The organism is Streptomyces sp. CB01201, from assembly GCF_002803085.1.
GTDB lineage: Bacteria > Actinomycetota > Actinomycetes > Streptomycetales > Streptomycetaceae > Streptomyces > Streptomyces hundungensis.
The window spans coordinates 32,751-53,375 of sequence record NZ_NNBJ01000028.1; the positions used below are offsets into that span (position 1 = coordinate 32,751).

The 20,625-nt window shown below is 71.4% G+C and carries 21 protein-coding genes; 8 read left to right on the forward strand and 13 right to left on the reverse strand.

Annotation, left to right across the window (positions count from 1 at the left end; all coding sequences use genetic code 11):
• The first annotated feature begins 253 nt into the window (after positions 1-253).
• Positions 254-706, forward strand: coding sequence for a MarR family winged helix-turn-helix transcriptional regulator (locus CG740_RS36500; RefSeq protein ID WP_100579617.1), 453 nt, complete (start codon positions 254-256; stop codon positions 704-706).
• A gap of 41 nt (positions 707-747) precedes the next feature.
• Here the strand turns inward: CG740_RS36500 and CG740_RS36505 are convergent, their stop codons facing one another.
• Complete coding sequence (locus CG740_RS36505) at positions 748-1,533, reverse strand: hypothetical protein (RefSeq protein ID WP_100579657.1); 786 nt, start codon at positions 1,531-1,533, stop codon at positions 748-750.
• 337 nt (positions 1,534-1,870) lie between these two features.
• On the opposite strand from CG740_RS36505, the gene CG740_RS36510 reads away from it, so the two are divergent.
• Genes CG740_RS36510 through CG740_RS36530 form a run of 5 tightly spaced genes read left to right on the forward strand, consistent with a single transcriptional unit; the run spans position 1,871 to position 7,359 of the window.
• Complete coding sequence (locus tag CG740_RS36510; RefSeq protein ID WP_442802875.1) at positions 1,871-4,534, forward strand: nitrate- and nitrite sensing domain-containing protein; 2,664 nt, start codon at positions 1,871-1,873, stop codon at positions 4,532-4,534.
• On the forward strand, positions 4,531-5,073 hold the full coding sequence (locus CG740_RS36515; protein ID WP_100579619.1) for a roadblock/LC7 domain-containing protein: 543 nt from the start codon (positions 4,531-4,533) through the stop codon (positions 5,071-5,073). Before CG740_RS36510 ends, CG740_RS36515 begins: the two co-directional genes overlap by 4 nt.
• A complete protein-coding gene (locus tag CG740_RS36520) occupies positions 5,070-5,477 on the forward strand; it encodes a DUF742 domain-containing protein (RefSeq protein ID WP_100579620.1) in 408 nt (135 codons plus the stop codon). Before CG740_RS36515 ends, CG740_RS36520 begins: the two co-directional genes overlap by 4 nt.
• On the forward strand, positions 5,458-6,075 hold the full coding sequence (locus CG740_RS36525; RefSeq protein WP_100579621.1) for a GTP-binding protein: 618 nt from the start codon (positions 5,458-5,460) through the stop codon (positions 6,073-6,075). The genes CG740_RS36520 and CG740_RS36525 overlap by 20 nt, the downstream gene beginning before the upstream one ends.
• A 48-nt stretch (positions 6,076-6,123) precedes the next feature.
• Positions 6,124-7,359, forward strand: a complete 1,236-nt coding sequence (locus CG740_RS36530; RefSeq protein WP_100579622.1) for a styrene monooxygenase/indole monooxygenase family protein — start codon at positions 6,124-6,126, stop codon at positions 7,357-7,359.
• 199 nt (positions 7,360-7,558) lie between these two features.
• On the opposite strand, the gene CG740_RS36535 is transcribed toward CG740_RS36530, so the two are convergent.
• The 5 genes from CG740_RS36535 to CG740_RS36555 form a co-directional block, all read right to left on the reverse strand.
• Entirely contained in the window at positions 7,559-8,053 is a 495-nt protein-coding gene (locus CG740_RS36535) for a hypothetical protein (RefSeq protein WP_100579623.1), read from the reverse strand.
• 310 nt (positions 8,054-8,363) lie between these two features.
• Complete coding sequence (locus CG740_RS36540) at positions 8,364-9,533, reverse strand: C40 family peptidase (RefSeq protein ID WP_100579624.1); 1,170 nt, start codon at positions 9,531-9,533, stop codon at positions 8,364-8,366.
• A 100-nt stretch (positions 9,534-9,633) separates the two neighbouring features.
• Positions 9,634-9,933: a hypothetical protein gene (locus tag CG740_RS36545; protein WP_100579625.1), complete on the reverse strand. Its 300-nt coding sequence runs from the start codon at positions 9,931-9,933 to the stop codon at positions 9,634-9,636.
• Between the two features lie 10 nt (positions 9,934-9,943).
• Positions 9,944-10,669, reverse strand: a complete 726-nt coding sequence (locus CG740_RS36550) for a TetR/AcrR family transcriptional regulator (RefSeq protein ID WP_100579626.1) — start codon at positions 10,667-10,669, stop codon at positions 9,944-9,946.
• Between the two features lie 29 nt (positions 10,670-10,698).
• Positions 10,699-11,628, reverse strand: coding sequence for an AurF N-oxygenase family protein (locus tag CG740_RS36555; RefSeq protein ID WP_100579627.1), 930 nt, complete (start codon positions 11,626-11,628; stop codon positions 10,699-10,701).
• Positions 11,629-11,818: 190 nt separating this feature from the next.
• Between CG740_RS36555 and CG740_RS36560 the strand changes: the two genes are divergently transcribed.
• Both CG740_RS36560 and CG740_RS36565 read left to right on the forward strand, forming a co-directional pair.
• Complete coding sequence (locus CG740_RS36560) at positions 11,819-12,925, forward strand: ferritin-like domain-containing protein (RefSeq protein ID WP_100579628.1); 1,107 nt, start codon at positions 11,819-11,821, stop codon at positions 12,923-12,925.
• A 132-nt stretch (positions 12,926-13,057) separates the two neighbouring features.
• Positions 13,058-13,657, forward strand: a complete 600-nt coding sequence (locus CG740_RS36565; protein WP_100579629.1) for a Uma2 family endonuclease — start codon at positions 13,058-13,060, stop codon at positions 13,655-13,657.
• 39 nt (positions 13,658-13,696) lie between these two features.
• On the opposite strand, the gene CG740_RS36570 is transcribed toward CG740_RS36565, so the two are convergent.
• The 7 genes from CG740_RS36570 to CG740_RS36600 form a co-directional block, all read right to left on the reverse strand.
• Positions 13,697-15,154 carry a penicillin-binding transpeptidase domain-containing protein gene (locus CG740_RS36570; protein WP_100579630.1) on the reverse strand — a complete coding sequence of 486 codons (1,458 nt, stop codon included), beginning with the start codon at positions 15,152-15,154 and terminating at the stop codon, positions 13,697-13,699.
• Positions 15,151-16,539: an FtsW/RodA/SpoVE family cell cycle protein gene (locus CG740_RS36575; RefSeq protein ID WP_100579631.1), complete on the reverse strand. Its 1,389-nt coding sequence runs from the start codon at positions 16,537-16,539 to the stop codon at positions 15,151-15,153. Before CG740_RS36575 ends, CG740_RS36570 begins: the two co-directional genes overlap by 4 nt.
• A gap of 169 nt (positions 16,540-16,708) precedes the next feature.
• A complete protein-coding gene (locus CG740_RS36580) occupies positions 16,709-17,062 on the reverse strand; it encodes an SH3 domain-containing protein (protein WP_100579632.1) in 354 nt (117 codons plus the stop codon).
• A gap of 100 nt (positions 17,063-17,162) precedes the next feature.
• On the reverse strand, positions 17,163-18,482 hold the full coding sequence (locus tag CG740_RS36585; RefSeq protein ID WP_100579633.1) for a sensor histidine kinase: 1,320 nt from the start codon (positions 18,480-18,482) through the stop codon (positions 17,163-17,165).
• Entirely contained in the window at positions 18,479-19,258 is a 780-nt protein-coding gene (locus CG740_RS36590) for a hypothetical protein (RefSeq protein ID WP_100579634.1), read from the reverse strand. The genes CG740_RS36585 and CG740_RS36590 overlap by 4 nt, the downstream gene beginning before the upstream one ends.
• An 80-nt stretch (positions 19,259-19,338) precedes the next feature.
• Positions 19,339-19,983 carry a class F sortase gene (locus CG740_RS36595; protein ID WP_100579635.1) on the reverse strand — a complete coding sequence of 215 codons (645 nt, stop codon included), beginning with the start codon at positions 19,981-19,983 and terminating at the stop codon, positions 19,339-19,341.
• Between the two features lie 244 nt (positions 19,984-20,227).
• Positions 20,228-20,533, reverse strand: a complete 306-nt coding sequence (locus tag CG740_RS36600) for a zinc-ribbon domain-containing protein (protein ID WP_100579636.1) — start codon at positions 20,531-20,533, stop codon at positions 20,228-20,230.
• Positions 20,534-20,625 lie beyond the last annotated feature (92 nt).

The following is a 20,625-nucleotide window of genomic DNA, read 5'->3' on the forward strand; positions in this document are numbered from 1 at the left end:
TCCTGGTCGACATGGCGGCGACGTCTCGCTGTGGACATGTCAGGGATGTCAGGGATGACGCTACGCACGTAGACCGTTGGCGGGAAAGGGGCTCCAGGCTATGCCGTTGGTTCAGACCTGTGGTGGTGGCGACACGCTGCGGGAACGGCGTGGCCCGGCGGAAACTTTCAGCCGCGGCCGCTCCCGGCGCCATCCGGGATGCCGGGCACACAGCCCGCTGGGAAATACTGTGCCGTCACGACACACCTAGGGCATGGGAGCCGATGTGCACGGTCCGGACCAGGAGTTCCTCGCGCTCGAACGCGAGCTGGCCGTCTTCCTGCGGCGGGCCAGGGCCTCGTCCGGCGAGATGGCCCGCGAGGTGCACCCCGATCTCGAACCGGCGGCGTACGGCCTGCTGGTGCGCCTCGACGAGGCCGGCCCGCAGCGGGCCACCGAACTCGCCGGGTACTTCGGCGTGGGCAAGGCGACGATGAGCCGCCAGCTGCACGCCCTGGAGGATCTCGGCCTGGTCGCCCGCGAACCCGACCCGGCGGACGGGCGCGCCTCCCTGGTCCGCATCACCCCCGAGGGCACGGCACGGTTCGGCCGGGTCCGCGACGCCCGCCGCGAGAGCTATGTGCGCCGGCTGGCAAACTGGGACCGCCTGGAAATCTCCGAACTGGCCCGCCTGCTGCACCAGCTGAACGCGGCGGCGGAGAGCTAGGGCGGGGCGCGGGCGAACCTCGGGGCCGCGCCCGGCGGGGTCTAGAACCCCACCGCCACCACCGTCGCGTCGTCGTGCCGCTTGCTCCGCCCCAGGAACGCCCGCGCCACGTCCCCCGCCTCCAACTCCCGCACCCGCTCGACCAGTCCGTCCGGGCCCGCCTTGCGGACCAGCGCCGCGCAGTCGGCCCACGAGCCCTCGCGGAACTTCTCGACCCAGCGGGTCGCCCCGTCCGTCAGGGCGAGCACGGAACGCACGGAGGCGAGCGGCTCGCGGCCGGTGACCGCGCGGGCCGCCACCGACGGGTCCGCGGCCGCCGTGAAGAACCCGCCCTCCCTGTTGCGGACCGTCGCGTCCGCGACCGCGTCGCTGACCAGCAACTCCCGCGGCACCCGGTCGAGCCGGTCGTCCAGGACCGCCCGCACCGAGCCGTCGGCCGATTCGACGAGCAGCGCCGAGTCCGACAGGACGAGGTACTCCAGGTCCACCGCGTCCCACCGCGCGAGCACCACGGTTGCCTGAGGCGTACGCGGGTGAGAAAGGTCACAGGTGTCGCGATGGGCGTCCGCGGTGCGCCGGATGGATTCCGCCAGGATCTCGGCCAGCGTCATATCCCGCCGCGAAGCCGACAGTTCGGTCAGTGCGCCGCCGAGCCGGGCGGTGAACCACGGCACGTCGTGCACACAGTCGCCGTTGCCGGGCAGCGGGGTCACGCCGTCCAGGACGACGAGCAGCCCGCCCAAGCCCGAAGCGGGCAGTGCGGTGGCCGCCCAGTCCTCGTTGGGGCGGGCGGGGTCTCCGGGCACGGTGGTCAGCTGGATGCGCATGCCGGCCAGTCTGCACGAGCCCTCCACGGTGCCTCCATGGCATCGGCAGCGGCGCCGGACGCCCCGTCAAGTGGCTCCGGACGACGGCCGAACCGCATGATCCCGGGAGGAATCCGCCACTCCGCCGAGCTGTGGGCGGGCATCCTGCCAAAGGCCGCGCGGAAGTTCCAACCGGCGCCACGGCGGGCCGGGGCCGGGCGTTCCGGGGAAGTTGATGGTCAACTCCGAAGTGATGTTCACTCGTTCAGGTGGCCGAGCAGTGACTACTCGTCATGACCAGTCGTCACCTTGGCTTCCTTGGTGGACTGGCAAACACGAGTGAAGATTGAGAGCACCGGTGCAGAACAAGCGGCCTCGGGGCAGCGACGGCACACGCGCACAACGCACCGCTCGGGTGCGGAGCCGCCTGGTCGTCTCCGTCGCCGTTGTCTCCCTCACCGTGCTCGGAGCCGGTGCGCCCACCCTCTTCGCGGCCTCCGGGGACCTCAAGGACTCCCAGCACCTGGTCACCCTCGCGCAGCTGGACCAGCAGGCGATCAGCCTCGCCCACGCGCTCGGTGACGAACGAGACGGCGTCACGCAGTACGTCGCCGCCGGCCGGCCCAGCGGCAAGGATGCGGCCCTCAAGGAGCCCGCCGCCCGCGTCGACCGGCAGATCGACGAACTGCGCGCCACCGCCCCCGCGGGCCTCGCGCGCGATCTCGCCACCGTGTCGGCCCTGCGCCGCACCGCGCTCACCGGCAAGGGCACGGCCCTGGAGGCGCAGAAGTCGTACACCGACGTGATCGCCACGCTGCTCGACGTGGCCGACGAGCTCGCCGACCGCACACCGCCGCGCGCCGCCGAGGCGACCCGCGCGCCCGGGGCGCTGGGGCGGGCGGTGGAACAGGCCTCGGCCACCCGGGGGCTGCTGCTCGGCGCGCTCTCGGTGCCGGCCGGCTCGACCTCCCGCGTGTTCGACCCCGTCAGCGGCAAGTACGTGTCGAAGGAGAACGACGGGGACGCGGCCCGCACCCGGGACGCGCTCAGCGGCGCCGCGCAGCAGGCCCATGTGCGCGAGCAGTCCGCGCTCGCCGACTTCGACCAGGCCGCCGCCGCGGACGCCCGCGACCGGTTCGCCAGCACCGTCACCGGGCCCGAGGTGGCGGCCGCCGACGGCTTCCTCACCCGGCTCACCGACCAGCCCCAGCTCAGCGCCTCCGAGCGCAAGTCCGACCCGGACGCGGTGGGCGCGGCCCTCTCCGCGCGGATCGACCGGATGCGCGGCGCCGAAGCCGCGCTCGCCACCGCACAGGTCAAGAAGTTCGAGCAGCTGCGCGACGACGACGTCAGCGCCCTGGAGATCCGGATCGGGCTCATCGGCGCGCTGCTGCTGCTCGCCATCGGCATCTCGGCCGCGACCGCCCGCAGTCTGACCCGTCCGCTCGCCGTGCTACGGCGCGGCTCGGCCCGGCTCGCGGAGGCGCCCGAGACCGAGGAGCCGGTGCGCTTCACCGGCCGCAACGACGAGTTCGCCCAGGTCGTACGGTCGCTCAACGAGCTGCACGCCAAGTTCGTCGAGCAGCACTCCCGGGTCGCCGAACTGGATCAGGGCCTCGGCAAGCAGCGCGGCCGGCTCGCCCGCCTGGCCGCCGAGAAGGACGAACTCCGCGGTCGGGTGCAGGAGTTGACGAACCAGCTGGAGCGCGCGGAGGGCACGGTCAAGCATGCCTTCGTCAACCTGGGCCTGCGCAGCCTCGGTCTGATCGAACGTCAGCTGACCGTCATCGAGGGCCTGGAGGAGCGCGAGCAAGACCCGGACCAGCTCGGCGTCCTGTTCAAGCTCGACCATCTGGCCACCGTCATCCGGCGCCACGGCGAGAACCTCCTGGTCCTGGCCGGCACCGAGCACCACCACAACCACCCGGGCCCGGTGCCGCTGGTCGATGTGATGCGGGCCGCGGTGAGCGAGATCGAGCGGTACGAGCGGGTCGTCATCCAGGCGCTGCCGCCGCACGCCCAGGTCGCGGGCTTCGCCGCCGACGACCTGAGCCATCTGGTCGCCGAGCTCCTGGAGAACGCCACCTCCTTCTCGCCGCCCGAGGTCCAAGTGCAGCTCTCGGGATGGCAGTTGGAGAACGGCGAGATCATGCTTTCGGTCCAGGACGAGGGCATCGGCGTGCCCCCCGAGCGCCGCGCCGAACTGAACCGCCGGCTCGCCGACCCCGCCTCCTACGAACCCGGCGAGCCCGGCACCGAGGCGGGCGGCCTCGGGCTGCACGTCTCGGCCCTGCTCGCCCACCGGCACGGCGTACGCATCGAGCTGCGCGAACAGAAGCAGGGCGGTGTCGCCGCGGTCGTGGTGCTGCCCGGGGCGATCCTGCCGACCACCCCGGCGGTGGATGCCCCGCATCTGGTGCCTTCGCCGGGCGAGGCGCCGCGCTTCACGCTGCCGGGCGCGCTCGCCGAGGCCAACTCCAATGTGCTGCCGGAGCGCACGGAACGCTCGGGCGAGGTCCTCAGGCCCACCGCCCCCGAGCCCGCAGAGCCGACCGAGCCCGTCGCGGACGCCGAGCCCGTCGCCAACGCCGAACACGCCCTGGACCAGCCCACCTTCGAGATGCGGCTGCCCGAGCCCCGGCCCGAAGCCCCCGGTCCCGAGCACACCCCTTCGCGGCCCGCGCCCATGCCGGAGGCCGCCCCCGAGCCCGCCCCCGTCGCCGCCCCCGAGCCCGTGCCCAACCCGGAGGCCGAGCCCGACCCGGCCCCCGAGGGCCCTCAGCGGCTGACGGACAAGGGCCTGCCCAAGCGGACCCCCAAGGTCGTGCAGGCCGGCGTGGGCGGGGTACAGGAGCGCAAGGGAGGCACCGACGCGGCGGAGGCACTGCGCCGCAGGCTCGGCGGATTCCAGAAGGGCGCGACCGAGGGCCGGCGCGATGTGGCGGCGGAACTCGAAGAGACCGAACAGCAGGCAGACACGGACACGGACACGGGGGAGACAGTCGAGGAGGTACGCAGATGAGTGCGACCGGCACCACCGGTATCGGCAGGCCCGGCACCACCGATATCGGCAGGCCCGGCGGCGCGGCGTCCGGCACCGGCACGATCGGAGCAAGCACCGAGGCCCGCAACCTGCAGTGGCTCCTGGCCAACCTCGTCGAGGAGGTGCCCGGGATCCACTCCGTCGCGGTCGTCTCCTCCGACGGACTTCTGCTGCTCTCGTCCGACCCCGAGCAGCGCCAGGTCACCGTCGCCCGGCAGGGCCCGCGCGGCTCCAGCGCCGATCTCGCCACCATCGTCTCCGGCATCGGCAGCCTCACCATCGGGGCCGCCCGCCTCATGGAGGGCGGCGGCGTCAAGCAGACGATGGTCGCGATGGAGGAGGGCAGCGTCTTCGTCATGTCCATCAGCGACGGCTCGCTGCTCGGCGTGCACGCCGCCCCGGACTGCGACATGAGCGTCGTCGCGTACCACATGGCGCTCTTCGTGGGCCGCGCCGGACACGTTCTGACCCCCGAAGTCCGCAGTGCGCTGCGCCAGTCGATGGAGGCCGTCCAGTGAACCCGCCCGCCGCGAAATCCGCGCGGCTCCCGATACGCGGCGCGGACCGGACGCCCGCCCGGGTCCGCCCGTACTCGCTGACCGGTGGCCGCACCCGGTTCGGCCACGTACTGCTCGTCGAGACGTTCGTCGCGGCCATCGAGGCACCGCCCGAGCGCAAGGAGCTCGGCGGCCGCACCCACCGGGTCATGCCGGAGATGCTGGCCATCGTGGAGATCTGCCGCGCGATGCGTACCGTCGCCGAGATCTCCGCCCTCCTCAAGATGCCGCTCGGCGTGGTCCGGGTGCTGCTCAGCGACCTGGCCGACCAGGGAAGAATCCGTGTGTACGGGACCGGGCAGGGCTCGGGCCAGCCCAACCGCGCACTGCTCGAAAGGGTGCTCAGTGGACTCCGCCGTCTCTGAACTCCTCGTCCCCGACGAGGAGTTGCAGCCCTGGCAGCAGGACCGCAGCCGGGCCCCCATCGCGACCAAGGTCGTGGTCGCGGGCGGCTTCGGCGTGGGCAAGACCACCTTCGTGTCGGCGGTCTCCGAGATCACTCCGCTCCAGACCGAGGCGGTGATGACCCGGGCCAGCGAGGCCACCGACGACCTGTCGGCGACGCCGGAGAAGCTGACCACCACCGTCGCCATGGACTTCGGCCGCATCACGCTCGCCGACGACCTCGTCCTGTACGTGTTCGGCACGCCCGGGCAGCAGCGGTTCTGGTTCATGTGGGACGACATCGTGCGCGGCGCGATCGGCGCGATCGTGCTCGCCGACACCCGGCGCCTCACGGACTGCTTCCCCGCGCTCGACTACTTCGAGAGCTGCGGCATTCCGTACGTCGTGGCCGTCAACCACTTCGAGGGCACCGAGTCCTTCGCGGCCGAGGACGTGCGCGAGGCGCTCACCGTGCCGCCGCACATCCCGGTGATGATCATGGACGCGCGTGACCGGCTCTCGGTCGTCGACTCGCTGCTCGGCCTGGTGGCCCACGCCCTGGAAGCCTGCCCGGAATAGACGCCGCCCCCCACGGCACGCAACGCACACAACGGAGAACGGTCCCGCATGCGGAGAATACTCATAGTCGGAGCCGGCCAGTCCGGCCTTCAGCTGGCCCTCGGACTACAGGCGCAGGGGTACGAGGTCACCCTGATGTCGAACCGCACGTCGGACGAGATCCGGTCCGGCCGGGTCATGTCGACGCAGTGCATGTTCCACACCGCGCTCCAGCACGAGCGCGACCTCTCGCTGAACTTCTGGGAGTCCCAGGCCCCGCTCATCGAGGGCGTGGGCGTCTCGGTCGCGGCCCCCGACTCCTCCCGGGCCATCGACTGGGTCGGGAAGCTGGACGGCTACGCGCAGTCCGTGGACCAGCGGGTCAAGATGGCCGGCTGGATGGAGACCTTCGCACAGCGCGGCGGCCAGCTCGTCATCCACGGCGCGGCCGTCTCCGACCTCGACTTCTTCGCGCGCACCTACGACCTGGTGCTGGTCTCCGCGGGCAAGGGCGAGCTGGTCTCGATGTTCGGCCGCGACGCCGCGCGCTCCCCGTACGCCGAGCCGCAGCGCGCGCTCGCGGTGTCGTACGTGCACGGCCTCGGCCCGCGCCCCGAGCACCCCGAGTTCGACGCGGTGCGCTGCAACCTGGTGCCCGGCGTGGGCGAGCTGTTCGTGATGCCGACCCTGACCGTCTCCGGCCGCGCCGACATCCTGTTCTGGGAGGGAGTGCCCGGCGGCCCGCTGGACGTCTTCCACGGCGTGAAGGACCCGAACGACCACCTCGCGCTCACCCTGGAGCTGATGGAGAAGTTCCTGCCCTGGGAGTACGCCCGCGCCACCAGGGTCGAACTGACCGACGCGGGCGGCACGTTGGCGGGCCGCTACGCCCCGACCGTGCGCAACCCCGTCGGCCGGCTGCCCGGCGGCGGACTGGTCCTCGGCGTCGGTGACGTGGTCGTCGCGAACGACCCGATCACCGGCCAGGGCTCCAACTCGGCGTCCAAGTGCGCCGCTTCGTACCTCTCCTCGATCGTCGAGCACGGCGAGAAGGAGTTCGACGAGGCCTGGATGCGCTCGACCTTCGACCGCTACTGGGACACCGCCCAGCACGTGACGAAGTGGACCAACGCCATGCTGGGGGTGCCGCCCGAGCACGTCCTGAACCTGCTCGGCGCGGCAGGCGACCTCCAGCCGGCCGCCGACCGCTTCGCCAACGGCTTCAACGACCCGGCCGACTTCGAGAACTTCTTCTACGAGCCGGAGAAGACGGCCGCCTACCTGGCTTCGGTCGCGGGAGCCTGACTCGCTTCTGACCAGCGGTCCAGCCGCCATTGATGGCTGTCATCGGTGGCTGCGGGCCGTCTGCGGGCCGCCTTGGGGCGGCCCGCAGACGGCCCAGAACTCGCTCCCGGCCGCACGGCGGCCGCCCCTCCGGAGGGGCCAAGCCCCCTTCGTCCCGAAGCAACCCGGGGTGCCCGCTGCCCATGAACCGGCGAGCCTTTCACCTGCCCTGCTGGTTCGCTGACGCGGATCTGCTCAAGAGCCCATCCCCGGGGAAGCCTTGCTGCGGCAGTTCCCCGGCAGCAACCCCGAATCCGGAGGATTCATCCCACGGAACCGCTTTCCACAGGCTCACCACAGCGGCCCAGATGTGGTGCACGAGGGCCCAGTCGGGGTTGTCTCCGCCGAGGGTGACGGTGGCAAGCAGGTCGCATCCCCAGATACCCCGCTCGTCATGGGGCGATGCAGCGATCACGGACTCCGCGATCTCGGCTACACCCACGTGCAGTTCCAGTGTCAGCAAGTCCGCGACCGGCCCGTCGCTGTCCTTGCTGCGAGTGCCGAGCCTGAACGCGGCCACCGAGTCCTCGTACGGCCCCAGCCACTCGCCCAGCAAAGCGTTGCCGCTCTCCAGCAAGTGGTCCAGCAGGTGATCAAGAGCCTCGTCGCCGCTCTCTTCCCCGGAGCGGCAGAAGAAGCTGAGTTGGTAGGCCACGATTCCCCTGTCGTCCGCGCTGGTCGGGAGCTGATGTACCGCACCATCATGCCTTGCCGCGCCTGCGACCTGGCATTTTCATGCTTGCTTGCTTGCTCGCTCTGCGCCGGGCCACTCCGGTCAGAGGTTGGCCAAGGAGACCCTGGCTTGCCCGCCGTGTCCAGGTTGCCGGGCGCCAACAGCAGTGAGTGCCCCCGAACCGGCGCCCAGAGGCGCCGAGTTCCAGCTACGCCAAGGGCGGCCCCCGCTCGCGCCGATGGCCGGAGAGGAGCGCCGCCGCCGATCTCGCCGAAGTGGCAGGCGTACCAGGCTAGTTGGAGGGCTCCGCGTCGGTCGAGTACCCCGTGTCCGCCCCCTCCGAGGCGCCCTCGGGCAGCCTCCGGGGGCGGTACGAGGACAGGGAGCCCGCCGCCGGGTCCGGGCGAACCGCACCCAGCAGGGGGTTGGCGGCGATGGGGGAGACCTTGACGCGGGTGCCGGGGCGCGGGGCCTGTACCACCAGGCCGTCGCCCAGGTACATCGCCACATGGGTGGCCTTGGGGAAGTAGATCACCAGGTCGCCCGGGCGCAGCGAGTTCAGCGGGACGCGCGGGAGTTCGGCCCACTGCTCCTGGCTGGTGCGCGGGATCGAGCGGCCCGCGTGCGCCCACGCCTGCGAGGTGAGGCCCGAGCAGTCGTAGGACTCGGGGCCCTCGGCGCCCCACACATACGGCTTGCCGATCTGGTCGACGGCGTAGGTGAGCGCCCGGTCGCCCTCCGAGGAGGGGGCCCGGGTCGAGCTGAGGGCGCCCGAGGAGAGCAGGGTCTGCTGGGCCCGCTCGGTGCCCTGCTGTTCCAGCCGGGTGAGCTCGGCCAGCTGGTCGGGGGAGAGGCCGGAGAGCAGCTTCTCGACTTCCCTGAGCCGCGCCTCGACCTCGTCCTTGGCCTGTTGCTGCTGCCGGGCGAGGGCCTGCTGCTCGTCGAGGGCCTGGCGCGAGGCCCTGGCGAGTTCCGCGGCCCGCCGCTCGCCGCCGGCCAGCCGGTTCATCGCGGCCTGGCGTTCGCCGGCCGCGCGGTCCAGGACATGGCGCTGGTCGAGTGCGCTCTGCGGGTCGTCGGCCAGCAGCAGGCGCAGGTAGCCGGAGAGGTCGCTGCGGCCCTGGTACTGCTCGCGGGCCAGGCGGCCGGCGTCGCCGCGGCTGTGCGCGAGCGCGGTGCGGGCCTGGGCGAGCGAGGCGGTCAGTTTCCTGTCCTCGCCCTCGCGGCGCTTCAGCTCGACATCGGTGGTCTTGTACGCCTCGGTCGCCTCCTCCGTCTGCCGGTACAGCGTCTGGAGCTGGTTGAGGAGGGCCGGCGGTGAGGTCGCGGGGGGCCCGCCGGGCAGCGCGGCCGACGACTCGCCGGGCGGCTGGGGTGCCGCGACCGCGAGCGGGCCCACGGCCGCCGTCGCCAGGGCCGCGGCGACGGCCACCGCACATACCGAGCGCACACGACCTGACATGTGCTCACCTCCGGTCCGGAACCGGTCGGTCCGGCCCCACCGGATCGTGGCACGCGCCGCCGCGACCGTCCTGGCGGGAGAAGTGAACGGTGGATTCGGCTCACTCGTGCGGCGGCTGCCCGGTGCGGGGGCTTGCGTCGGTGCCCTTCTTGGTCCATGGCCAGCGCCGCGGTTCGCGGCCCTCGGGCACATAGGTGTACTTCCAGCCGCGGGGCAGCCCGAGCCGCTTGGTGTGGGAGGCCGGCTCCAGACGGTAGGCGTGGACGGTCGCCGGGCCGCCCTCGGCATCGGGCACGGGCACCTCGTACCACTGCGGCGGCTTGCCGGTCGGGCCGGTCAGTACCGGCAGGACGCGCCCGTCGAGGGGGCCGCCCACAAAGAGGGTGTTCTCGCTTCGCACCCCCCAAGTCTCACAGCAGGTGGGCCGCCTCGCTCACGACGGGTATCACCCGGCGGGCCAGCACCCCGGCCGCGCCTTCGGGGGACTCGTGGGACAGCGCGCCGCGCACCGCCGCCGACGTCTGCGCGTCGGTGGCCGCCGTCGCGGTGAGCAGCGCCACCAGATGGTCCACCAGCCAGTCCCGCAGCTCGGGCAGCGGGGGCTGCTTCTCCTCGTCCAGCCAGATCAGCGAGGCGGCCTCGACCGCCGCGATCCAGGTGCGCACCATCATCCGCAGCCGCGGCCCCGGCTCGGCCACCTCCAGGTGGACCAGGATCTGCTCGGCCGCGGCCCGCCGCACCTCGTCCACGATCGCGGTCGTCCGGGACGTCTCGGCCATGCTGCCGCCTTGGAGCAGCGCGGAGAACCCGGCGTCGTGCTGGTCGACGAAGGCGAGGTAGCGGTCGAGCGCCCGGGTGAGCCGCTGGGTGAGCGGCCCGCTCTGCGCCTCGGCGAAGCACAGCTCCAGCTCGTCGGCCGACGAGCGCAGCGCGGCCTCGTACAACTGCTGCTTGCCGCCCGGGAAGTAGCGATAGACCAGCGGCCGCGAGACCCCGGCCGCCTCGGCCACGTCGTCGAGCGACACGTCCTCCGGCGCCCGGTGCGCGAAGAGCGTCAGGGCCGCGCCGAGGAGCTGGGTGCGACGCTCCTCGACACTGAGCCTGCGGTACGCGGGGGTGGCGGCGGGAGAGGTCATACGGGCAGCGTAATCGCCGGGTCCGGGGTTTACGCCAGGAGTCCCGAGCTCTTCCACAGCCGCCGGCTGACCCCGTTCAGGACGCCGATGTCGTCGAGGAATTCGGTCAGGCGGCCCGCGCCGCTCTGCATGACCTCGCGGCGGTGGCCGCTCGCCTTCACCTGGGCCACGGCCTCGCGGCGGTCCAGGCCCACGTTCTCGTACACCTGCGGGTTCACGAAGCAGGTGGCGAAGACGCGGGCCGCCTCGCCGCAGCTGACCCTGGTCAACTCCCGCTCCCAGCGCGGCGCGGATACCATCTGGCGCCTCAACTCCTCGCGCGCGTACCGGACATGGCGGGCCTCCTCGACCACATGGATGCGGGTCACGCCGCGCACGATGGTCTGGACGCGCTCGTCCGGGAAGGTCAGGCGCTGCATCCAGTCCAGGATCTCCTCGCCGAGCAGGGTGGCCGCGAAGGAGCCCGGGGTGGTGGAGACGGTCTTCAGGACGCGGGCGAGGTTGTGGTAGATCCTCGGCACCCGGTACGTCGGCGCCCCGCCCTTCTTGATCATGCGGGCGAACATCATCGAGTGGCGGCACTCGTCGGCGATCTCGGTGAGCGCGTAGCGGACGTGGTTGCTGGTCAGCGCCTTGTCGTAGATGTGCCGGACCAGCAGCTGCATCAGGATGATCTCGAACCAGATCCCGAGCGAGGCGAGGGACGCCGCCTCGTGGCGGGCCAGGTCCATGCGCTGCTCCTCGGACATCTTCCGCCACAGCGGGGTGTCGTAGAGGGAGAGCAGCTCCGGCGGCCAGAACCACTTCCCGTCCTCGACGGGGGCGTCCCAGTCCAGCTCCTTGTCGGGGTCGAAGGAGTGCTTCGCGGACGATTCGAGCAGCCGCTCAGCCACTTGCTCGCGGTCCCTGAGCAGGCCGAGTGCGTCGCGGAGCAGTTCGCGTTCGGTCACGGTCGTCATGGCGTGGGGCACCTCGTGGCTGGGTTACCTGCGGTCACCTCTTATGAGACTGCTTGTCAGCAAGACCGTCAATCCCTTGCGCCCGACTTGTTGACCCCGCGTCTACCGCCGTGTGAACCTGCCAACTGCACAGCAGTGTGCAGAAGTTGAGCCGCTGGACGATGCCGTCCGCGAGGCGAAGGAGCCGCACGTGTCGACGCACGACCTCTATGTGAAGGGCCCGCAGGAACCGCTCTGGCAGGTGCCCGCCTCCGGTGCCGCCCGCTTCAGCTGGGAGTACGACGACGGGCGCGACCGCCTGCTCGCCCTCTACCAGAAGGGCAAGGACAAGCAGTGGGACGGCGCCAAGCGCATCGACTGGGACCTGGAGGTCGACCCGTACGACCCCCTCGGCACCCCCGACGAGGCGATGACGCTGTACGGCACCCCGCACTGGGCCAAGATGACCGACCGGGACAAGGGTGAGCTGCGACTGCACTACACCTCCTGGCAGTTCAGCCAGTTCCTGCACGGCGAGCAGGGCGCGATGGTGTGCGCCGCCCGCATCGTGGAGTCCGTGCCCGACCTGGACGCCAAGTTCTACTCGGCCACCCAGACCATGGACGAGGCCCGGCACGCCGAGATCTACGGCCGCTTCCTGCACGAGAAGCTCGGCATGCTCTACCCGGTCAACGACAACCTCCAGGCGCTGCTCGGCGACACCCTGCGGGACTCCCGCTGGGACATGCCCTACCTCGGCATGCAGGTCCTGATCGAGGGCCTGGCGCTCGCGGCCTTCGGCATGATCCGCGACACCACGGACAAGCCGCTGCCCAAGCAGATCCTGGCGTACGTCATGCAGGACGAGGCCCGCCACGTGGCCTTCGGGCGCATGGCGCTGCGCGACTACTACCGCCAGCTGTCCGACGCGGAGCTGAAGGAGCGCGAGGAGTTCGTCATCGAGGGCTGCTACCTGATGCGCGACCGGCTGCGCGGGGTGGAGGTCCTGGAGAACTTCGGCATCCCGAAGAAGGAGGCCGAACAGCTCAGCGAGGAGAGCGAGTTCCTCCACCTGTTCCGCAAGCTCCTCTTCAGCCGCATCGTCCCCTGCGTGAAGGACATCGGCCTGTGGGGCGAGCGCCTCCAGAAGGCGTACCTCGACATGGGCGTCTTCGACCTCGGCGACTCCAACCTGGACCTCCTGATGGCCCAGGACGAGGAGATCGCCGAGCAACTGGACCGTGAACGCTTCGCCACGGAGGAGTCGGCACGGGTGGCGGAGGTGACGGAGGCGATCGAGGAGGGCGCGGCATCCTGACGTCCCCCGCGCCGGTCGCGCGGCCTCAGCCGTCAACGCGGCGACCGGCGCACAGTCTTTCGGGCGGCGCACCCTTGATAGCCGCTGGGTAGGCTGTCAGTGCGAGACAGACTCCGTCGCATGGGAGCAATCATGAGCGCCGCACGCGAGTACGAGCTGGACAGCGAGTACCGGTGGCCCCGCCCGCCGGTGGGCGGCTGGACGGCGGACGACCTGGACCGGCTTCCGAATCTCCCTCCGCACACGGAGCTGATCGACGGGAGCCTCGTCTTCATGAGTCCGCAGACCCGGTTTCACTCGCGCGCCATTCACTTCCTGGTGAGCGAGCTGACGCGGCAGGCGCCGGAGCACTTGGAGGCCATCGGGGAGATGACCGTGAAGCTGGACCCGCGCAACCGGCCCGAGCCCGATGTCCTCGTGGTGCCCGTCGAGGCGGACACCGGTTTCCAGCAGACCTGGTTCAAGCCGGAGGACGTCCTGCTGGCCGTCGAGGTGGTATCCGTCGAATCGGCGGACCGGGACCGAGAGGTCAAGCCCCGCAAGTACGCCCGGGCGGGTGTCCAGCACTTCTGGCGGGTCGAGCTGTCCGACGGTCAGCCCGTCGTGTACGTCTTCGAGCTGGACCCGGCGACCAAGGCCTACAATCCGATCGGGACGTTCCACAAGGAGCTCAAGGTAGACCTCCCCTTCCCCATCGAGATCGACCTCAGCGCAATGGACCGCCGCCGCTGACCCGGCGACCGGCGCCGCCGACCCGCGCGCGACGCCCCGTCACGGGGCCAGCGCCGCCTCCATCACCGCCTTGGCGATCGGCGCCGCGTCGCCGCCGCCGCTGATGTCGCCGCGCCTGGCCGACGCGTCCTCGACGACGACCGCGACCGCCACGGCCGGGCGGACCGCGCCGTCCGCCTGGGCCCAGGAGATGAACCAGGCGTACGGGCTGCCGATGTTGCCGATGCCGTTCTGCGCGGTGCCGGTCTTGCCGCCGACCGTCGCTCCCGGGATCGCGGCGCTGGTGCCGGTACCGGTGCGCACCACGTCCACCATCATCTGCTGCAACCGCATCGCGGTCGCCGGGTTCATCGCACGCTGGTAGGTCCGCGGCACGGTCGTGGACACCGTGGAGCCGCGCGAGGTCGTCGTACGGTCCACCAGATAGGGGTACTTGAGGTCCCCGCCGTTGGCGACGGCCGCCGAGACCATCGCCATCTGGAGCGGAGTGGCCGTCGTGTCGAACTGTCCGATGGAGGACAGGGCCAGCTGGTCCGGGCTCATCCGGGTGTCGAAGTTGGACTTCGCGACCCCGGACGGGATCCGCAGCTTCGTGTCGTTGAAGCCGAACTTCCGTACCGCGTCCAGCATTCCGCGCAGCCCCACCTTCACCCCGAGCTGCGCCATCACCGTGTTGCAGGAGACCGTGACCGCGTACGTGAGCGACGCGTTGCCGCAGCCGCTCGCCTCGTTGGGCAGCGTGGTGCTGGTGTTGGGCAGGACGTAAGGATCGGGGGTGTCGGTCGCGGCGTCGACGTCCGTGACCGCCCCCGCGTCGAGCGCTGCGGCGGCCGTCACGATCTTGAACGCCGAACCGGGCGGATAGGTCTGCCGGATCGCCCGGTTCAGCATGGGCTGGTTCGGGTCCGTGGTGAGCCGCGCCCAGGCGCCCGCGACCGCCTTGCCCGTGCCCGAGAGCACCCCGGGTTCGTAGGAGGGGCTGCTGACCAGCGCCAGGATCTTGCCCGTCGCGGGTTCGACCGCCGCGACCGCGCCCTTCTTGCCGCCCAGACCGTCGTACGCGGCCCGCTGCATCGACGCCTTGATGGTGGTGACGGCCCGCCCGCCGGAGTGCCGGCCCCGCGTCACGTCGTTCCACAGCGGGAACACCGAAAGGAGCGAGGAGGTGCCGGACAGGACACCGTCCTCCGCGTTCTCGACGAGCGTCGTGCCGTAGGTCTGCGAGGCGTACCCGGTGACGGGCGCGTACAGCGGACCGTTCTTGTACGTCCGCTCGTACCGCAGCTGCTGGCCGCTGTCCCGGGACCCGGTGACGCTCTCCTTGTCGACCATGATGGCGCCGCGCGGCTGGTGGTAACGGGCAATGGCCAGGCGGCGGTTGGCGGGATTGTTGTCGAGTGCGTCGGCCTCGAAGACCTGGACGCGGGCCGCGTTCACGAGGAGTGCCACGAGCAGCACCAGACAGAAGGCGGCGGCCCGCCGGATGTACCGGATCACCTGGCTGTTCCCTCCACCGGTTCGGGCCGTGCGATGACACCCGGCTCGACCGCGGGGAGCGGGCGGCGGGCGGAGTCGCTGATCCGGATGAGCAGCGCCACGATGATCCAGTTGGTGACCACGGAGGAGCCGCCCTGCGCCAGGAACGGCATCGCCATGCCGGTGAGCGGGATCAGGCCCATCACACCGCCCGCGATGACGAACACCTGGAGCGCCAGGATCGAGGCGAGCCCGATGGCGAGGAGCCGCCCGAACGGGCTCGGCAGACAGAGCCCGGCCCGATAGCCCCGGGCCACGAGCAGGGCGTAGAGCAGGAAGATCGCGGCCAGCCCGGACAGGCCGAGTTCCTCGCCCGCGGTGGCCAGGATGAAGTCGGACTTCGCGGCGAAGCCGATCAGGACGGAGTGGCCGAGCCCGAGCCCCGTGCCGAGCGTGCCGCCGGCCGCGAAGGCGAACAGCGACTGGGCCAGCTGGCTGGGGCCGATGCCGGCCTCGATGGTGGCGTACGGGTTCAGCCAGTCGGTGACCCGGGCGTGCACATGCGGCTCGAACAGGGCGACCGCCGCCGCCCCGGCCGAGGCGAGCAGCAGGCCCACCGCGATCCAGCCGGTGCGCCCGGTCGCCACGTACAGCATCACCACGAACAGCCCGAAGAACAGCAGCGAGGTGCCGAGGTCGCGTTCGAGGACGAGGACGCCGACGCTCAGCAGCCAGATCGCCACGATCGGCCCGAGCACCCGGCCGGTGGGCAGTTGGAGCCGCCAGATCCGGCGTCCGGTGTACGCGAGGGCGTTGCGGTTGGCGGCCAGATAGGCGGCGAAGAACAGGGCCAGCAGGATCTTGGCGAGCTCGGCCGGCTGGAAGGAGAACCCGGCGACCCTGATCCAGATCTTGGCGCCGTTGATCGCGGGGAACAGGATCGGGACGAGCATGAGGACCAGAGCGGCGGCCATCGAGAGGTAGGCGTACCGCTGGAGCACCCGGTGGTCGCGCAGCACCAGGACGACGCCGAGGAACAGGACGACCCCGAGCGTCGACCACACCAGCTGGGCCGGGGCCGCCCGGCTGCCCGGTGTCGCGAGGTCGAGCCGGTAGATCAGTACCAGGCCGAGCCCGTTGAGCAGCACCGCGATCGGCAGCAGCAGGGGATCGGCGTACGGCGCGCGGAAGCGGACCACGAGGTGGGTGATCAGGGCGAGCAGGCCGAGTCCGGCGGCATAGCGTGTGGCGTCGTGCGGGACGGAGCCGGTGCGGGCGAGCCCGACGTTCACATAGCCGAGCACCACGACGAGGACGGCACCGACGAGCAGCGAGAGTTCGACGCCCCGCCGCTTGGGGAGGCGCAGCTCGGGCGGTGGGGCGTCCGCCGCCGACGGTGCGGTCATGGCACGCAACGTAGCAAGCCGAGGCCTTATGTCCGTGTATGTCGTAGGGTGCCGGGCGGGCGGGCGGCGCCGGTGCTGCGGCCGCCTGGCCCGTCCGGGTGACGGGGGCTCCGAAGAGCCGCCCGCCCACGTTCGGTTCGCGTCCGCTGAGCGATGGCGGCTCAGGGGGTCAGCACCAGCGCGGTACGGCCCCGATGTTGTCGATGTAGTAGGCCGAACCCCACGCCCAGGTGCCGTCGGTGAGCAGGTACCAGCGGTCGTTCCCGTTGACCCGGTCGCCGCCGGTCTTGCAGAAGATGTGCACGATCGAGCCGTACGGGGCCTTGCCGACGATCCGGCTGCTCCGGGTCGGCCGGTCGCGCAGGATCAGGCCGGACTTGGCGGTGACGCGGCCCTTGTACTCGTTGTGCGCGGACTCCTCGGCGGCGGCGGGCGCCGCCGTGGCGAGGACGGCCACGGCTCCGGTGGCCACGCAGAGACCGAGTGCGGCCAGGGCAGGCCCTAGGGGGGAACGCAGGGACATGGTGCCTCCTGGAACGGGGCGGGGCCGCAGGTGAACGACCCTCAGTTCGCCTGGCTCACACTAAATTCGCCGCTTCGTCCTCGCAAAGCGTGACGAGCCGTCACGCGCCGTGCGGGGCGGCATCGGTGCCCGGCACCTCGAAGCTGACGTACTCCGGGAGTTCGAGCCGGGCCACCGCGCCGCCGTCCGGGGCGTTGTGGAAGGTCAGCTCCGCGCCGATCACGGCCGCCTGGCCCACCGCGATGGTCAGGCCGAGGCCGTGGCCCTTGCTTCCGGCGTCCGTGCGGAAGCGCTGCGGGCCGTGGTCGAGGAGGTAGTCCGGATAGCCGGTGCCGTGGTCGCGAACGGTGACGACCGGCCCGTGCACGGTCAGCTCCACCGGGGCCTTGCCGTGCTTGTGGGCGTTGGCGAGCAGATTGCCGAGGACCCGTTCGAGGCGGCGCTTGTCGGTCTCGACGCAGGTGTCCCGCACGACCGTCACGGTGGTGTCCGCCTCGGCGGTGCCGGAGGCCACGGAGGCGCGCACCAGCCGCTCGACCACCGGGGCCAGCTCCTGGAGGTCGAGGTCGACCGTCTCGCTGCCCGCGTCGAGCCGGGATATCTCCAGGAGGTCCTCGGTGAGCGAGCGCATCGCCCGCACCCGGTCGCGCACCAGCTCGGCCGGGCGTCCCTCGGGCAGCAGCTCGGCCGCGGCGTGCAGACCGGTCAGCGGGGTGCGCAGCTCGTGCGCCACGTCCGCGGTGAAGCGCTGTTCGCTGAGCAGTTTCCCCTGGAGCGTGGAGGCCATCGTGTCGAGGGCGCCGGCCACCGTGGCCACTTCGTCCTGGGGGCGCGAGGGGTCCCTGGTACGCGGGTCGTTGACCCGGGCGTCGAGGTCGCCCGCGTCGATCCGGCGGGCGACGGTCGCCGTCTGGTGCAGCCGCCGGGTGATCCGGGTGACCGCGAAGACACCGACGAGCAGGGTCGCGCCGATGGCGAGGATGGACGAGCCGAGGATGGCCTTGTCGAGTCCGTTGATGGTGCGGGCGCTCTGGGTGTAGTCGATCTCGGCGGCGAGCGCCTTGCCGTCGGCCGGGCCCGCCGCCCACATGGTGGGGCGTCCGTGGTCGTCGTCGACGAGGGTGCCGCGCTTGCCGGAGACGGCGAGCGCGCGCAGCGAAGGGGGCAGCTCGGGCGGGTCGAGAGCGGCGCCGGGCGGCAACTGCTCGCCCGCCTCGTACATGCGGGTGACGTCGGTCAGCCGGTCGAGCGCCTTGTGCCGGGCTTCGCCCACGGTCTGCCGGGTCACCGACACATGCACCAGGACGCCGAGCAGGGAGGCGAGGGCGCAGCACATCACGGTGATGAACACCGCGGCCTTCCAGGTGAGGGTCGCGGTCCAGGCGGGCAGGCGCAGCCGGGTGGTCCGGGGCTTTTTCATGGTGCGTCCGCCGTGGGGGTGGCCGACGGGCTCGCCGTCGGCGGCTTCTTCTTCGGCGACGGCGCGAGCGGACCGCCGCCGCCGGGGGGCACGGGGTGCTTGCCGCTCGGCTTGTTGCGCACGATCTCGTCCCGGGTGGGGAGCATCGCCTGCTGGTGGTCGTCCCAGGACCATGCCGTGCGGTACTCGTAGCCCGGCATGCCCGCCGACACCGACCGCAGGATGACATCGCTGCCGGCCAGGTCGACGCTGATGATCTGGTCGACGGTGGACATGATGCGGATCAGACCGCCGTCCTTGGCCGGCATGTAGCAGCGCACCGCCAGATTCTGGTCGGGCATCCGGATGCCCAGGATCAGCTCGTCCTTGCCGTCCCCGGTCAGGTCCCGGTAGTAGGGCTTGAGCACCGGGCAGCCGGCCGGCTTCTGCTTGCAGGCGGCCAGCTGGCGAACCGTTTCGTCGTACAGCCCGTCCGCGCCGCTGTAGGTGTTGGGGTGCGCCTTCACCTCGGCCTGCACCACCGCGACCGGGTTCAGCTTGCGGACGTCGCCGCCGGGGACCTTGATGCCCGGCACCTGCTCGGTGTCGGTCTGGCCGTAGTCATTGGGGGTGGCGGTCGCGGGCGGCAGCTCCGGCCACAGGTGGATCGGCCCGATGGCGGTCGGCGTCGCACCCGAACTCTCCAGGTGGCCCGCCCCGCCGCAGCCGGACAGCAGCAACGCACCCACTGCGATCAGCAGGGGTGCCAGGAGGGCTGTGCGGCGGTTGCGGATCAAGGTGCTCCTGTCGTGCGGGAACCCCAGGCTATTTCACCTTCCGCCGGGCCTTCGCCGGAGCCCCGGTGCCTTGTCGGGCCTCATCGGGCCTGGACCAGGTCGGCATAGAAGATGATGTTGGCCGATCGGTGACCGTCCACGATGGGGCCGCCGCAGGTGATGAGGCGGAGCTCGGGGCGATCGGTCTTCCCGTAAACCTTATGCGTGGGGAAGTCCTTTTTCTCGACCTGCTGGGTCTCCCTGATCCTGAACACCGCGGTCGAGCCGTCCGCCCGGCCGACCTCGATCACATCCCCGACCTTCATGCCCTTCACATTCCGCATCAGCGCCGGGCCGTTCGCGGTGTCGTAGTGCGCGACCAGGACGGAAGCGCCCTTCTCGCCCGGCGTGACGCTGCCGGTGTACCAGCCGGCCTGCTCGGCCCGGTCCACCGGCGGCACCTGAAGCTCCTGATCGGAGTCCACCCCGAGCCGCAGCACCGGGCTCGCGTCGACCTTCGCGGACGGGATGACGAGCCGGGTCGGCTCGGAAGCCCGCAGCGGCCCGACGACGGCCTCGGCCCGCGCGGTGGCCGCGTTCTGCACCCGCACGTCCGGGGCCTTGGCCACCGGGCCGGGGGTGCAGGCCATGAGGCCGCCGCCGACACCGAGAGCGAGCGCGGAGGCGACCGCGAGGCGGGCGGTGCGGGTGGTGCGGGCGGTGCGGGGCGGGGTGGGCGTGGTCATGGGTACGACGCTAAAGCCCCGCCATTGCGACATTGCGGCGCATATGTAACAGCTCGCCGTAGGTCACCGGGCAGTGTGGTTACCACTGCGGCGCGGGGCCGTTCGCGCAGTTCCCCGCGCCCCTGAGCCCTTTTCTGTCCGCGGGCCGTGGTCGCTTCTCGCGCAGTTCCCCGCGCCCCTGTAGGTGGCCCTGAATGCTCCGGTGCGGGCCAGTGCAGGCATCCCCGGGCGAGCGGGGTGCGGGCTACTGCTGGTAGGGGTTCTGGCCCTGGATCTGGCCGGGCTGGGCCGACTGACCGTACGGCTCCTGCGGAGCGACCGGCGCCGCAAGCAACCCCTCGGCCTGCTCCTTGGTGATCCCCTGCTCAAGCCCGCAGAAGGTGCACTGCGTACGGAACTTCGTCGAGATCGGGAACAGCGGCACGAAGAACAGCGTGAACTTCGTGACGGACTTGCGGATCGCATGCGCCGCCGGATTCCCGCAGCGTCCGCACACCAACGTGAGCATGGCGAGCTGGTACAGATAGCCGCGGGTGCCGAAGATGATCATTGAGTGGTTCCCCTCCCGGAATTACCGATGTCGTGCCGCGCGCAAGTGTCGTGGCCATGACCGCCTCGCGTCCATCGCGTTGTGACGACGCC

Bases quoted from the DNA above. Each gene is read 5' to 3' on its own strand.
- CG740_RS36530 (WP_100579622.1), top strand. From the start codon at position 6,124: ATGCGGAGAATACTCATAGTCGGAGCCGGCCAGTCCGGCCTTCAGCTG.
- CG740_RS36500 (WP_100579617.1), top strand. From the start codon at position 254: ATGGGAGCCGATGTGCACGGTCCGGACCAGGAGTTCCTCGCGCTCGAA.
- CG740_RS36585 (WP_100579633.1), bottom strand. From the start codon at position 18,482: ATGAAAAAGCCCCGGACCACCCGGCTGCGCCTGCCCGCCTGGACCGCG.
- CG740_RS36540 (WP_100579624.1), bottom strand. From the start codon at position 9,533: ATGTCAGGTCGTGTGCGCTCGGTATGTGCGGTGGCCGTCGCCGCGGCC.
- CG740_RS36580 (WP_100579632.1), bottom strand. From the start codon at position 17,062: ATGTCCCTGCGTTCCCCCCTAGGGCCTGCCCTGGCCGCACTCGGTCTC.
- CG740_RS36565 (WP_100579629.1), top strand. From the start codon at position 13,058: ATGAGCGCCGCACGCGAGTACGAGCTGGACAGCGAGTACCGGTGGCCC.
- CG740_RS36600 (WP_100579636.1), bottom strand. From the start codon at position 20,533: ATGATCATCTTCGGCACCCGCGGCTATCTGTACCAGCTCGCCATGCTC.
- CG740_RS36555 (WP_100579627.1), bottom strand. From the start codon at position 11,628: ATGACGACCGTGACCGAACGCGAACTGCTCCGCGACGCACTCGGCCTG.
- CG740_RS36550 (WP_100579626.1), bottom strand. From the start codon at position 10,669: ATGACCTCTCCCGCCGCCACCCCCGCGTACCGCAGGCTCAGTGTCGAG.
- CG740_RS36505 (WP_100579657.1), bottom strand. From the start codon at position 1,533: ATGCGCATCCAGCTGACCACCGTGCCCGGAGACCCCGCCCGCCCCAAC.
- CG740_RS36515 (WP_100579619.1), top strand. From the start codon at position 4,531: ATGAGTGCGACCGGCACCACCGGTATCGGCAGGCCCGGCACCACCGAT.
- CG740_RS36575 (WP_100579631.1), bottom strand. From the start codon at position 16,539: ATGACCGCACCGTCGGCGGCGGACGCCCCACCGCCCGAGCTGCGCCTC.
- CG740_RS36595 (WP_100579635.1), bottom strand. From the start codon at position 19,983: ATGACCACGCCCACCCCGCCCCGCACCGCCCGCACCACCCGCACCGCC.